The 12,869-nt window shown below is 42.8% G+C and carries 15 protein-coding genes; 4 read left to right on the top strand and 11 right to left on the bottom strand.

Annotated features, from left to right (window positions below):
• Window positions 1-80: 80 nt before the first annotated feature.
• From GRQ40_RS08455 to GRQ40_RS08440, 4 genes are all read left to right on the top strand, one after another.
• Window positions 81-311: a DUF2339 domain-containing protein gene (locus tag GRQ40_RS08455; RefSeq protein WP_159719738.1), complete on the top strand. Its 231-nt coding sequence runs from the start codon at window positions 81-83 to the stop codon at window positions 309-311.
• A 253-nt stretch (window positions 312-564) separates the two neighbouring features.
• Window positions 565-1,185 carry a DUF2238 domain-containing protein gene (locus tag GRQ40_RS08450; RefSeq protein WP_159719737.1) on the top strand — a complete coding sequence of 207 codons (621 nt, stop codon included), beginning with the start codon at window positions 565-567 and terminating at the stop codon, window positions 1,183-1,185.
• A gap of 109 nt (window positions 1,186-1,294) precedes the next feature.
• The gene (gene plsY, locus GRQ40_RS08445) at window positions 1,295-1,879 is read left to right on the top strand and encodes a glycerol-3-phosphate 1-O-acyltransferase PlsY (RefSeq protein WP_066149338.1); all 585 of its coding nucleotides are present in this window, start codon (window positions 1,295-1,297) and stop codon (window positions 1,877-1,879) included.
• 163 nt (window positions 1,880-2,042) lie between these two features.
• Complete coding sequence (locus GRQ40_RS08440; protein WP_236546445.1) at window positions 2,043-3,377, top strand: RsmF rRNA methyltransferase first C-terminal domain-containing protein; 1,335 nt, start codon at window positions 2,043-2,045, stop codon at window positions 3,375-3,377.
• 346 nt (window positions 3,378-3,723) lie between these two features.
• Here GRQ40_RS08440 and GRQ40_RS08435 read toward each other — a convergent pair whose 3' ends face one another.
• From GRQ40_RS08435 to GRQ40_RS08385, 11 genes are all read right to left on the bottom strand, one after another.
• A complete protein-coding gene (locus GRQ40_RS08435) occupies window positions 3,724-4,287 on the bottom strand; it encodes a YpmS family protein (protein ID WP_080861909.1) in 564 nt (187 codons plus the stop codon).
• Entirely contained in the window at window positions 4,284-5,060 is a 777-nt protein-coding gene (locus tag GRQ40_RS08430) for an SGNH/GDSL hydrolase family protein (protein ID WP_080861906.1), read from the bottom strand. Before GRQ40_RS08430 ends, GRQ40_RS08435 begins: the two co-directional genes overlap by 4 nt.
• A gap of 65 nt (window positions 5,061-5,125) precedes the next feature.
• Window positions 5,126-5,704 (bottom strand): SCO family protein, encoded by a 579-nt coding sequence (locus GRQ40_RS08425; RefSeq protein ID WP_066149247.1) that lies wholly within the window; start codon window positions 5,702-5,704, stop codon window positions 5,126-5,128.
• Window positions 5,705-5,758: 54 nt separating this feature from the next.
• Window positions 5,759-6,601, bottom strand: coding sequence for a DegV family protein (locus GRQ40_RS08420; RefSeq protein WP_066149245.1), 843 nt, complete (start codon window positions 6,599-6,601; stop codon window positions 5,759-5,761).
• Between the two features lie 118 nt (window positions 6,602-6,719).
• The gene (locus GRQ40_RS08415) at window positions 6,720-6,971 is read right to left on the bottom strand and encodes a YpmP family protein (protein ID WP_066149243.1); all 252 of its coding nucleotides are present in this window, start codon (window positions 6,969-6,971) and stop codon (window positions 6,720-6,722) included.
• Between the two features lie 278 nt (window positions 6,972-7,249).
• The gene (gene ilvA, locus GRQ40_RS08410) at window positions 7,250-8,521 is read right to left on the bottom strand and encodes a threonine ammonia-lyase IlvA (RefSeq protein WP_159719735.1); all 1,272 of its coding nucleotides are present in this window, start codon (window positions 8,519-8,521) and stop codon (window positions 7,250-7,252) included.
• 99 nt (window positions 8,522-8,620) lie between these two features.
• Complete coding sequence (locus tag GRQ40_RS08405; protein ID WP_159719734.1) at window positions 8,621-9,067, bottom strand: YndM family protein; 447 nt, start codon at window positions 9,065-9,067, stop codon at window positions 8,621-8,623.
• 245 nt (window positions 9,068-9,312) lie between these two features.
• Window positions 9,313-9,834: a dihydrofolate reductase gene (locus tag GRQ40_RS08400; protein WP_159719733.1), complete on the bottom strand. Its 522-nt coding sequence runs from the start codon at window positions 9,832-9,834 to the stop codon at window positions 9,313-9,315.
• A 12-nt stretch (window positions 9,835-9,846) separates the two neighbouring features.
• Window positions 9,847-10,641: a thymidylate synthase gene (gene thyA, locus GRQ40_RS08395; RefSeq protein ID WP_066149234.1), complete on the bottom strand. Its 795-nt coding sequence runs from the start codon at window positions 10,639-10,641 to the stop codon at window positions 9,847-9,849.
• Window positions 10,642-10,679: 38 nt separating this feature from the next.
• Window positions 10,680-11,384, bottom strand: a complete 705-nt coding sequence (locus GRQ40_RS08390) for an anthrax toxin lethal factor-related metalloendopeptidase (protein ID WP_159719732.1) — start codon at window positions 11,382-11,384, stop codon at window positions 10,680-10,682.
• A gap of 103 nt (window positions 11,385-11,487) precedes the next feature.
• Complete coding sequence (locus GRQ40_RS08385; RefSeq protein WP_159719731.1) at window positions 11,488-12,672, bottom strand: LL-diaminopimelate aminotransferase; 1,185 nt, start codon at window positions 12,670-12,672, stop codon at window positions 11,488-11,490.
• Window positions 12,673-12,869: the final 197 nt, after the last annotated feature.

Here is a 12,869-nt window from a genome sequence, read left to right as displayed (position 1 = left end):
TATATATGCCTTAGATTGGGACAGCATGTCGCTCTTTTCGCTCAGACTGCGCGGCTATATTACTTAAAGAATCAATATTGTTGTCATTCAGCTGGGCTGCTTTCGCCGCTGGAAGTGTCGTTTTTGGAACGATTCGCGACAAAAAAGCGATGCGTTTATTAGGAATCGGATTGATTTTTTTAACATTGCTGAAATTGGTATTTATCGATCTGCCGATTGTTTCTTTATTGATGCGCTCTATCCTGTTCATCGGACTTGGCAGCATTGGCATCATCATTTCACGCCTGTTTTATAGACAGCAAAAACGATAAACAAACAAGCCGCTTCTTGCTGCATAAGCGGCTTTCTTTTTTCTCATACTATTAACGCAATCTTTTAACGTTTAGATTTAGGGCGGTTGTGCCGCCTGACTCCTATCATTCATTGGTCTGTAGAATCACCGTGTTGTTTGGCCGCGTTCATATGATCGAAAAAATCCCATACGCTCCTTTTCTGAATCGCTTTGTTCCATTTTCAAATTAGACTGAGCAGGCCGCAACGATACGATGGCAAGGAGGGCATGATATGGCTACATCCCAACATCTAAAAGAACATCTCGTTTTGCTATTCTTGGTGACTGCCGCATTGATATGGTCAGCGGTCAAGCCTGCAAGCTATTTAACATGGCTGCTGGAAGTCAGTCCTGCTATTGCAGGGTTGCTTATTGTGATCCTCCTCTATCGCCGCTTTCGCTTGACCACCCTTTCATATGCTATTATTTCACTTTTAGCCATCAGCATGTTTATCGGGGGGCATTATGTTTATTCCAACGTTCCCTTGTTTAATTGGGTGAAAGACACGTTCGATTTAGAACGCAATCATTATGATCGTTTCGGTCATTTTTTAAAGGGGTTATTTGCCATCGTGCTCAGAGAAATTTTACTACGGAAAACCTCGCTGACACGAGGCGGATGGCTATTTTTGATTGTGATGAGCATGATGCTGGCGATTGCCGCATTGTATGAAATCATTGAATGGATAATCGGGCAATTGGCCAAACAGGTAAAGCAAGTGCAAGATTTTCTAGGCACCCAAGGTGACATATGGGATACACAATGGGATATGCTGTTTTGTCTCATCGGCTCCATATTAGCTTGGTTGGCCCTTTCAAAAATCCATGACCGGTTTTTAAAAAAACCCCTTTAGCCCATTCCCGCTTCATACAAATCCCAAATTCTTATCTGGCGTTTTTTTTAATGCATGGTAAAATAAAATCATGCATGAATTTGAACAAGTAAAGGGTGTATGAAGATTGGTGACAAAGCTATTGATTTTAATCGCCGCTTACCTTCTTGGTTCCATTCCCTCCGCGCTCATTGTCGGAAAAGTCGGGTTTGGCATTGATATTCGCGAGCATGGGAGCGGAAACTTGGGCGGCACAAATACGTTTCGGGTACTCGGTGTCAAAGCAGGATTGATTGTAACGATCAGCGATATTTTAAAAGGAACGCTCGCCGCTAGCTTACCGGTGCTGTTTCATGTAGACATTCATCCGCTCATTGCCGGAGCGCTGGCAGTGCTTGGACATACATACCCGATTTTCGCCGGATTCCGTGGCGGAAAAGCCGTTGCTACTTCGGGGGGAGTCTTGCTGTTTTATTCGCCATTTTTATTTTTCACACTGTTAGTGGTCTTTTTTCTTGTACTATATCTTTCAAAATATGTCTCTCTCTCCTCGATGCTGGCGGGAGTTTACGCGATTATTTATACGATTTTCTTTACTAATGACATTCCGCTGAGGATCGGCGTTACTTTGCTCGCTCTCTTTGTTTTTTATCGCCATCGCGCCAACATTAAGCGAATTATAAATAAAACGGAACCAAAAATCAAATGGCTATAAATGCTCACAGGGCTGTCCCATTCACTCGGGCAGCCTCTTTTGCGGATCCTGCGACGATCGGATGATCGGGATGATCACATTCGTTCTTTTTCAAACAATAGACGCACAAGATCAATGAAAGGAGTTTTATTTGTTGAAATTACCGGAGCCATTTCGCGAAAAAATGAATCGACTCTTACAGGAAGAAGCGCTTCCCTTCTTTCATACATATGAAGAAAACAAAACGAACGGGCTTCGTTTGAATCCCCTTAAAATAGAGCGAAGCACCTTTTTAGAACTGATGCCGTTTTCCTTATCACCTGTTCCATTTTGTTCGACCGGCTTTTACTATGATGCTGCGGAACAGCCGGGAAAACACCCGTATCATGCGGCCGGCCTTTATTATATTCAAGAACCAAGCGCCATGTTTGTCGCTGAAGCATTGCGTCCTGAACCAGGAGAAAGAGTGCTTGATCTTTGTGCAGCTCCCGGAGGGAAGACGACACAACTGGCAGCTATGATGAACAATACCGGCTTTTTGCTTGCGAATGAGATTCATCCAAAACGCGTCAAAGCACTATCAGAGAATATTGAGCGATTGGGCATCACCAATGCGCTTGTCACAAACGAAACGCCAGAAAAGCTGGCAGAGCGCTTCACAGGATATTTTGATAAAATTTTAGTTGATGCGCCTTGTTCAGGTGAAGGAATGTTTCGGAAGGATGAGGAGGCCATCCGTTATTGGAGCGAAGCGCATGTAGCGCAATGCGCCAGCAAGCAGCGCCACATTTTGTCCTGTGCCTATCGCATGTTAAAAGAAGGAGGCATTCTTGTTTATTCGACATGCACGTTTTCTCCAGAAGAAAACGAGCAAACGATCGAAGCGCTTCTTGCAGAATATGAGGATCTGATTTTATTGCCGATTGATAAAACAGTGGGCATTCAGCCAGGAAGACCGGAATGGACAAATACTCATATGAAAGAAATGGCGAAAACAGCACGGCTTTGGCCACATTATTTAAAAGGAGAAGGACATTTTGTTGCTAAGCTGCAAAAGACAGGAAGATCCAACCAATGGAATGGAAAAACCGTTGCTTCCAACCTTTCCAAATCGGCGCAGCGTGACTATCAAGCATTTACAAAAGAGGTGTTAAAAACCGAAATCACCCACACCATTTATGCATTTCAACAACAGCTATTTGCGCTGCCAAAGGATTGCCCGAATTTTGAGGGATTAAAAGTGGTGCGAGCGGGCTTGCATTTAGGAGAGTTAAAGAAACATCGCTTTGAGCCGAATCATGCGCTCGCCTTAGCCTTAAAAAAAGAAGTGGTCGCTCATTCGCTCGATTTAAACAGCAGCGACCAAGAGCCGATCATGAAATATTTGCGCGGCGAAACGCTTGAAACAGGCGGAGACCGCGGCTGGACTATGGTCATGATTGACGGCTACCCGCTCGGCTGGGGAAAGGAAGTAAAAGGAACGCTGAAAAATTTTTATCCAAAGGGGCTAAGAATTTAGGGGCTGTAGCTAGTTAGCTTTCGGAAGCCCCCTTTTTGATTCATCTGAACCTCTCCCGCCTCCACTCCGTTAAAAGATGGGAAACTTCTCGGTGGATTTTGTAAAAAAATGCGCAAAAAAAATCGTCCTTTCTTTGCTCAACAACATTTTCAGAAAGGACGATTTTTGATGAGCAAGCAAATGAAGTGACCCACTTGCAATTTCCCGTCCCAAACGTTTTTGAAAACGTCCATGAAACCAAAATGCCGCCAAACCAAGACGAGAATGAAACCAAGATGTTCATCGACAGACAAGCGAAGCAAATCACGCAACATAAACATATTGGTTAACCGCTCGTCTCCTTTTGTTATTTTACTGGAACGGTTAACGCAAACACAATTTTGTCATGCTCTAGATCAAATTCTTTTGCCGTAATGCGATATCCATTTTTTAACTGGATATTGGCTAAATCAATATAAATTCGGTGAGCATCGGGCTCAATCATGACTTCATCAGGCAGTTTCGCATGCTTTTGCAAATATGACAGCGTATAGTTCACCGGAAGCTGCCATTCTCCTAACGATAAATCCGGATCTCTTAGTTCTAAATTGCCGCCTTTCACGATTTTAGGCACAAACGAAACCGTTAAGTCCACATTTCTGCTAAAAAGCGGGACTTGACTCGCCACATACACACGATCATCAATCCAAACCCGATACGAAAGCGAACTATTTTTTGTTTTTTCTTTCAGATAGTCATTCAGCAAAATATTGACATCTTCTTTTGATGAATGAACGAGAAATGTTGCTCCCTTTACAGCTTTTGGGGTCGGAAGCTTTGTTGAAGACGGCTGAAGAATAAGACACAGTAAACTTACCACAATGACCATATTGATTGCTAATAATCCAAAAAAAGCGACTTTCCATTTCATTGTTCCATACTCCCTAACAAATGTTCATAGACACGTTCAGCAATTTTTTCATATCCTAATTCATTCGGATGAAATTGATCATCGTAAAGCAAATCATCACGGTTATCGAATAAATCCTTCACATCGACAAAAATCGTTCGATCATATTTGCTTAAAACCGCTTGGCTTCCGCGGTTCCACATATCGATCACCTCATCGATTTCAGGAACGTCTTGAAGCGGGCTTGAGAATGGATTATACACCCCAACAAGAACAATCGTAGCATGTGGATTCAGCGCGCGCAGCGATTGCATGAGCCGGTCTAATTTGGCAGCAAAGCTTTTCTGATTTTTCTCAAATAAATCATAGGTTAAATCAAACAAATGAGAACGGACAACTTTCATAATATCGTTACCACCGATCGTGATCAACACCATATCGGCTTCCCTTATCTCTTGTTCGTGAGACTGAATGACATCCTGCAATTGTGAAAGACGTAAGCCTCTTTTTCCTAAATTCGTGACCGTAACAGAGCGAACTCCCTTATTATGCAATAATTTTTCTTTGAGATCAAAAACATAGCCGCCCTGATGGTCTCGATCTCCTACTCCTTCCGTTAATGAGTCGCCAAAAGCCACCACATTCCAATCCCGAGGGATAAAATCCTGGTCGATTATTAAACGACTCGGAAGACCGATTTGCCGCAATGGAATATTTTCCATTTTCATCGCTTCCGTGGCTGAGCATCCCCCACTTAGAAGCAGTGACAAAAACAGAAGTCCCCATTTTTTCATTTCTTTCACCTTCCTAGAAAAAGGAAAACACGAAGAGGCAAAAATGCCACCACATTTTTGCCTCTTTATGATGATTGCAAAATTTTAATATGCTCTAGAATTTTCTTGTATGGAACGTTGTTCATTCCATTATAATACTGAACCACTTTTCCTTTTTGATCGACTAAATAGAAACTGGTTCCGTGGATGACCTGGCTTTGGTTTGCTGGCTTTTGTACAATCGTTTTAAAATTCTTTTGAGCGAAAGCTTCAATTTCTTGCTGAGTGTATCCCGTCAGCAAATGCCAATGACGAGTGTCAGCATCAAATTTCTCAATATATGCTTTTAATTGCTCCGGATGATCGTTTTCCGGATCCACACTAAAAGAAACAAATTCAACCTCTAATCCCTCTTCTTTGGCCATTCGCTGCAGCTTCGCCATATTGGCCGTCATTGGCGGACATACATCCGCACAGCGAGTAAACATAAAATCAGCTACCCATACTTTCCCTTTTAGGTCTTTTAAGCCAAACGGTTGATTATTCTGATCCGTAAAGGTAAAAGACGCAACCGGCCAGTTTTGGGCATCAGGGATCTTTTTACTGCATGCAGCTGTGAATAACAAAAGTATGCTTATAAGCACAATGGCACTTGTTTTTCTCATCGCTAAATCCACCCGTTTTCATTTCCTCTTTCATTTTACCAAATGTTTCATGATTTATTCAACGTAGTACATAAAACCAATCGCACCTGCACCTGTATGAATCGAAACAATCGGCGTCGTATATACTATGTCAATCTGCTCATAGCCAGTTGCCTCAACAATAGATTGCCTTAAGCGATTCGCCAACGTCAACGCATCAGCATGGGCAATGCCGATCGCACGAATCGTTTTGCCGGTCGCATCCTCGACCAGCCGTTGTGTGAAATAGCTGACGATCTGTGAATAGCTCCGCGCTTTCATCACAGGCGTATAGATGCCATCCATCAGCGCCGCAATCGGCTTGATGTTCAGCAATGAGCCAAGCAACGCTTTGCCGCGTCCAATTCGGCCCCCCTTCACTAAATGGTCCAACGTGTCAACAGCTATATAGAGATGCGTGCCGCAACGGACTTTTTCAAGATGCTGAATAATATCAGCACAGCTCTTCCCTTCTGCCGCTTGCTTTGCTGCTTCTATGACCTGGAATCCTAGGGCAAGCGAGATAAATTGCGAATCAACAACTGCCACATTTGCCTGTGACATGGCCGCTGCCTGTCTTGCCGATTGCACCGTCCCACTTAGCGCGCCAGCCATATGAATCGAAAGGATTTCACATCCATCTTCTCCCAAACGGTTATATAGCTCCAGAAAGCTTCCTATTGAAGGTTGAGAACTTTTCGGCAGCTCGTTTGCTTGGGCCATTTTTTTCATAAATTCTTCTGATGTGATATCCAAACGATCTGTATAGACTTTGTTGTCCATTGTAAAAGTGAGCGGAATCACTTCAATTCCATACCTATTTAATGTTTCAGTAGGAACATCTACTGTCGAATCCGTTACAATTTTGATTTTGCTCATTATTTCACTTCCTGGAGTTAAGGCTCATTGAACATTATACAATGAAACGAGTGAAATGCCTATAATAAATGCAAAAAAAGTTGCTTTGCTTTGGCAAAGCAACTTTTTCATATGATGCTTATGCATTATTTTTTAAAATATCTGTCTTGAAAATTTGTTCATAGACAGGCCATTTCAACACTCTTTTTAAATGATCCCTAAACGAATAAACACAACGTGCTTCCCGAGACCAATAGACCTTTGCTATCAGCGTCTCTAAACGTGATTGAACAATAAAGCGATAGGTGTTATCTTCCTCCAATACTGGAATCTCAATAATTTTTACCTTCTGTCCATAAGCATTCTTGAACTCCAGGCTTTTGAATAGCAAAATATCAATCCTCTTTTTTGACCGATTTATTATTATTATACACGAAATCGGTGTAAAAGTATGTCAGATTGCGCGAAAGATTTATAATTTTTTTAGCGAAAAATAACGAATGACTCATTGTGCTCCACATAACGATATCGACCTGTATCCACATTTAGCCTCAAATGAGCAGGCGATCATCTGATTTCGATTGTCGGCCGACCGAATACCGACCGCTTCCAAACACCCCTCTCTCCCCTACACTCTGTTAAGCGGTGGGAGACTTCTCAATAGATATATTAAATAAGTAAATGAAATAAGTTCGGATCTTTATTGACTTCCTGATAAGGAAATCCCTTCTTTTTCATTCTCTCAATGAGAGGAGCATAATCCTCCCGCCGCTTCAGTTCGATCCCCACTAATGCAGGTCCGTTCTCTTTATTATTTTTCTTTGTGTATTCAAACCGCGTAATATCGTCCGTCGGTCCTAGCACTTCATCTAAAAATTCGCGCAATGCTCCGGCACGCTGTGGGAAATTAACGATAAAATAATGCTGCAAGCCTTCATAAATCATGGAACGTTCTTTGATCTCCTGCATCCGATCAATATCATTGTTTCCTCCGCTAATGACACAAACAACGGTTTTTCCGCGAATCTGCTCTTGATACAAATCCAAAGCGGCGATTGGCAAGGCTCCAGCTGGTTCAACCACGATGGCATTTTCGTTATAAAGTTCTAAAATGGTCGTACACACTTTCCCTTCTGGCACAACGACGATGTCGTCAATCATTTCTCTGCATAACGCAAACGTTTTTTCTCCTACTGTTTTGACTGCTGCTCCATCCACAAATTTATCAATTTCCTCTAAAGTCACAACTTCCCCTTTCTCAAGTGCCGCTTTCATGGATGGAGCTCCGGCTGGTTCGACGCCAATCAGTTTTGTGGCAGGCGAGATGCTTTTGATATATGTACCGAGACCTGCCATCAATCCGCCGCCACCAATGCTGGCAAACACAAAATCAATCGGTTCCTCACAGTCATTAAGAATCTCCACTCCGATCGTTCCTTGTCCAGCCATCACATACTCGTCATCAAACGGGTGAATAAACGTTCTCTCTTCTCGCTCGGCGCATTGAACAGCCTCGTTAAAGGAATCGTCAAATGTGTCGCCAACTAAAACAATCTCTACCATATCTTTTCCGAATAATTGAACTTGTGAAACCTTTTGGCGTGGTGTTGTCGCAGGCATATAAATTTTTCCATGCACACCTAACGCGCGACATGAATAGGCCACTCCTTGAGCGTGATTACCTGCGCTAGCACAAACAATTCCCCGTTTTCGTTCTTCGTCTGTCAGATGCTTCATGCAGTTATAAGCGCCGCGAATTTTAAACGAGCGCACAACCTGCAAATCCTCACGCTTTAAATAAACTTGACAGCCATAGCGCTCCGATAGCAATGCATTTCTTTGTAGCGGGGTGTGGTATACGACATCTTTTAGCGTATGATGCGCGATTAAAACATCTTCCACATACACGGCTCCTCGTTTTCGTTTCAATTGCTGTTCCATATTCCCTTGTCCTTTCCATCACTTTTTTAATTTGAAAATTATATCACAAATTTTAAAAAAGGAAAGGGAATTTTCAAAAAATTTATAAAAACAGGGCATTTACTGAGAATCGTCGTTTTGTTTCGGTTCTTCATACTCCTCTGCGAATTCGGTCGCCCATCTTCCTTCATCGAACCAATTTCTTGTTTGCCGCATGGTGCGGTCAGTGAAAAGATGGTTTTCAAGAAACAGATGAAAAAATGCTTCTGCAGCTCCAATCGCCAACGTTGCGAAAAAAGCAATATAAGCCATATTGGCCGTTCGTTCGATTAACCAATAACAAAAAAACCAAATCAACCCGAATGACAAAACAAGATCAGCAAGCGTTGCCACGAAATTTCCCATTCGCGGTAAAATCAATAAATCGCCAAGTACATATGAAATCACTGTTGCCGCCAATGAAATAAAAAAAATAAGCGAAATCGGCGTATTAAAAATGGTTAAAAACGAAAGCAACACTGTACTCCATAAAACAAATTTGATCACGAATGAAATGATATGCTTCATAACTTCTCCCTCCATTCTCGTTTAGTTATTGTTATCGTTCCTTTTCTACACCCTCTCTATTCAAAATCGGTCAAAAGAAAAACGTGCTTCGCAATAAGCGAAGCACGTTTTTGCGCAGACTGAAACGGACGCGGTAAGTCCTATATCCATCCAATTATGTGTTTTCACCCTTTCTTGTGGTGCCGGACAAAAGAGAAACGAAAACTGAAAAACACGGTTTACGGAGAATCGGAACGCGCATTTTTTCATGTCAAAGACCGGCCATGTTCGGAGTGCGGCCGCTTGCGTTCATAGACGAGAAACGCAAAGTCATACCGGTTTTTTTCGTCCTTTTGGCCTTGCTGGCTTGACACTAGGCACCATTCTCCCTCATCAAACGAAGGGAAGAAGGTATCCCCAGCAAATTGCCCAGCAATCTTTGTGATATAAAGGCGATCAGCCAACGGCAGCGTCGCTCGGAATAACTCAGCTCCTCCGATAATAAAAATCTCTTCATTCTCGCGCTCTGCTGCGATTTTTTGAATATCCGCTACAGAATGAATAATCGTGCAGCCTTCGGGACGAAAAGAATGATTGCGGGTTATAATAATATTTTCCCTTCCTGGCAGCGGCCGGCCAATCGACTCAAACGTTTTTCTGCCCATAATGATGGGATGGCCCATCGTAACGCGCTTAAAATAGGCAAGATCGGCTGGCAAATGCCAAGGCAATTGATTATCCTTCCCAATCACGCGATGGTGATCCATTGCGACAATAAGCGAAATCATCTTCTCTCTCCTTTAGATCGCAACCGATGCTTTAATATGCGGATGCGGATGATAGTCAACAATTTCAAAATCCTCAAACTGATAATCAAAAATAGAGTCCGGCTTCCGCTTAATCACCAGCTTTGGCAACGGTCGCGGCTCTCTTGTTAATTGAAGTCTTGCTTGTTCCAGATGGTTCAAATACAAATGAACATCCCCGCCTGTAAAAATGAGCTCACCAACTTCCAATTCGCATTGTTGGGCGATCATATGCGTCAGCAGGGCATAGCTGGCAATATTAAACGGCAAGCCAAGAAACGTATCGACAGAACGCTGCTGCCACATGCAAGACAATTTTCCATCCGCCACATAAAATTGAAACGCATAGTGGCAAGGCGGCAATTTCATTTTGTCAATTTCCGCGACATTCCATGCGCTAACAAGCAAACGGCGCGAATCAGGATTTGTTTTAATTTGTTCAATGACTTGGCTAATCTGGTCAACCGTTTTACCGTCCGCTCCTTTCCAAGAACGCCATTGCGCTCCATAGACAGGCCCCAATTCCCCGTTTTCGTCAGCCCATTCATCCCAAATCGTTACGCCATTTTCCTGTAAATAGCGAACATTGGTGTTGCCGCTTAAAAACCAGAGCAGCTCATAAATAATGGACCGAATATGTAGCTTTTTCGTTGTTAATAGCGGGAAGCCCTGTTGCAAATCAAATCGCAGCTGCCGACCGAATACCGATCGGGTCCCCACTCCTGTTCGGTCTGTTTTTTCAATCCCATTTTCCAAAATATCTTCAAGTAATTGTAAATATTGCTGCATCGTGCTCACCTCATGTTCTATCATAAATGAAAAAGAACTCATTTTCGAGTTCTTTTCGTCAATTGCTGCATAAATTCATACGTTTTTGGTGCCAATCTCTGCAAATGAGCGCGCGTTTCATTGTTATGATAGTAATAAGCAAACGCTTCCGCAAAATATTCTTCCGGATAATCAAGAAAATAGTACTGACCGGGAAACAGGCGCTCTGCTTCTTCGCGCCAAATCGCCAAAAAATCCGGGGTTTCATGAATGTCGTTCAATACAATATAATCTACAGAATGGGCAAGCTCGTGCAATTCTAAATTGATGGAACCATGCCCTTTTCCTTTGTCACTATGCCCGATTTTAACGAGCACAAGACGTGAACCGCCCATCCCTGGCACATCATCCCATGTTAAAAGCGCCATATAGCCGCGGGGCACCTTTCCGCGCAATGATCGGGCGGACGGCTCATCCGTCAGCTTTCCATTAAACAGTTTAATATATATCTGTTTATCGGCCATTTTTTGTAATAAATCCCCGTCAATGCGAGCCAGTGTGCTCACCATTTTTTTGGCCTCTACCTGGTTGAATGGCCCATCAGGCAAAATGACCATGTTTCGCAATAGCGAATAAGAGGGAACGTCCATCCCAGCAAGAGAGCTTGCTCTTAATAAAACACCGTGCGTATTCGGATATGGCGAAAACGACAGCAGCGGAATAACAGCTACAACCATTGCCACGAGACCAATCAAACGTTTCATCCAGCTATTTCCCTGCCTTTTCCTGCATGCTATGAAACTATCAAGCCAACAGACTCTTTTTTTCTACTATAGCACACGAAAACAGCTAGAGAAATGCAAAATTTTAGGAAAAAGAGGGAAGATGGAAGATGCCGCTTTGCTTAATGCGGCTAACAGCTTCGGCTAATCTCTCCTCATCTTGAACAAGAGCGATGCGGACAAAACCTTCCCCATTCGGGCCGAATGCATGTCCCGGCGTTACCACAACATGGGCTCGATCCATCAAAGCATAAACAAACTCTAGCGATGTCCATCCATCGGGAATTTCTGCCCAAACAAACATGCTTGCTTTTGGCCGCTCAATGTCCCAACCAATAGAAGAAAGGCTCTCAATCAACAAATCGCGGCGAGATTGATAAATGTTTCGGCTTTCTTCACAAAAAGAAGCTCCTTTTGTCAGAGCTGCGACAGCCGCTTTTTGAACAGGCAAAAACACGCCATAGTCTAGGTTAGATTTAAACTGTGAAAACACCTTGAGAATTTCTGCATTTCCACAGGCATATCCAATTCGGCATCCAGCCATATTATAACTTTTCGACAGCGAGTTGATCTCAATGCCTACATCCTTCGCTCCAGGAATAGATAGAAAACTAATCGGCTTATGTCCTTCATAATACAGCTCGCTATAGGCGAAATCCGAAACAACGATCACGTTATATCGTTTGGCAAATTCAATTACCTCTTGAAAAAAAGACTCAGTGGCTAACGCAGGAACAGGGTTCCCCGGAAAATTGACGATCATCATCGCCGCACGTTTTGCCACTTCCTCCGGGATCTCGCGAAGATCTGGAAGAAAGCCATTTTCTTTGCGAAGCGGCATGAAATAAGGCTCTGCTTGGGCCATCGCAATTCCTGTTGCATACGCCGTATAGCCTGGATCAGGAACTAAAATAAAATCGCCGGGATCGGCAAACACCATCGGCAAATGAACAAGACCATCCTGAGATCCCATTAAGCAAACGACTTCTTCATTTGGGTTCAGCTGCACCTTATGCTCCATTTGGTAATAGGAAGCCACCGCATCGTAAAATTCACTCGTTCCTGTTAAAGAATAACCGTATGTATCAGGCTGGCTGGCATAAAAAGCGATGGTTTCTCTTACAAAGGACGGCGGCGGCAAATCGGGACTTCCGATACTTAAATCAATCATATCAAATCCTTGAGCCATCTTCGCTTTTTTATAAGCAACCAACTCGCTAAATACAGAAGCGCCGAACGCTTTCATGCGCTCTGATATTTTCATTTCCATTCTCCAAAAAACCCCTTTCTTTTTCTTATTTTTTTGATATATATTATGAATATAAGGAATACTCCGAGACAAAGGATTTCACAATACCAGTGTAGCACAATTTGATCACTCTAGAATAGAAAGGATAGGATAAAAATGAATGCGATTTTTTTCGGACTAAGCTTGCTGACGATTGCTTATTACATTTATAGCTGTTT

Source organism: Anoxybacillus sp. PDR2, from assembly GCF_009834045.1.
Classification (GTDB): Bacteria; Bacillota; Bacilli; order Bacillales; family Anoxybacillaceae; genus Anoxybacteroides; species Anoxybacteroides rupiense.
The sequence above is the reverse complement of the archived record's forward strand: the minus strand, read 5'-3'. Positions and strand labels throughout refer to the sequence as shown.

What these genes read in the sequence shown, in the direction of transcription:
- GRQ40_RS08450 (WP_159719737.1), top strand. Translation starts at nt 565, where the DNA reads ATGGCTACATCCCAACATCTAAAAGAACATCTCGTTTTGCTATTCTTG.
- GRQ40_RS08440 (WP_236546445.1), top strand. Translation starts at nt 2,043, where the DNA reads ATGAATCGACTCTTACAGGAAGAAGCGCTTCCCTTCTTTCATACATAT.
- GRQ40_RS08435 (WP_080861909.1), bottom strand. Translation starts at nt 4,287, where the DNA reads ATGAAATGGAAAGTCGCTTTTTTTGGATTATTAGCAATCAATATGGTC.
- GRQ40_RS08430 (WP_080861906.1), bottom strand. Translation starts at nt 5,060, where the DNA reads ATGAAAAAATGGGGACTTCTGTTTTTGTCACTGCTTCTAAGTGGGGGA.
- GRQ40_RS08425 (WP_066149247.1), bottom strand. Translation starts at nt 5,704, where the DNA reads ATGAGAAAAACAAGTGCCATTGTGCTTATAAGCATACTTTTGTTATTC.
- GRQ40_RS08420 (WP_066149245.1), bottom strand. Translation starts at nt 6,601, where the DNA reads ATGAGCAAAATCAAAATTGTAACGGATTCGACAGTAGATGTTCCTACT.
- ilvA (WP_159719735.1), bottom strand. Translation starts at nt 8,521, where the DNA reads ATGGAACAGCAATTGAAACGAAAACGAGGAGCCGTGTATGTGGAAGAT.
- GRQ40_RS08405 (WP_159719734.1), bottom strand. Translation starts at nt 9,067, where the DNA reads ATGAAGCATATCATTTCATTCGTGATCAAATTTGTTTTATGGAGTACA.
- GRQ40_RS08400 (WP_159719733.1), bottom strand. Translation starts at nt 9,834, where the DNA reads ATGATTTCGCTTATTGTCGCAATGGATCACCATCGCGTGATTGGGAAG.
- thyA (WP_066149234.1), bottom strand. Translation starts at nt 10,641, where the DNA reads ATGCAGCAATATTTACAATTACTTGAAGATATTTTGGAAAATGGGATT.
- GRQ40_RS08390 (WP_159719732.1), bottom strand. Translation starts at nt 11,384, where the DNA reads ATGAAACGTTTGATTGGTCTCGTGGCAATGGTTGTAGCTGTTATTCCG.
- GRQ40_RS08385 (WP_159719731.1), bottom strand. Translation starts at nt 12,672, where the DNA reads ATGGAAATGAAAATATCAGAGCGCATGAAAGCGTTCGGCGCTTCTGTA.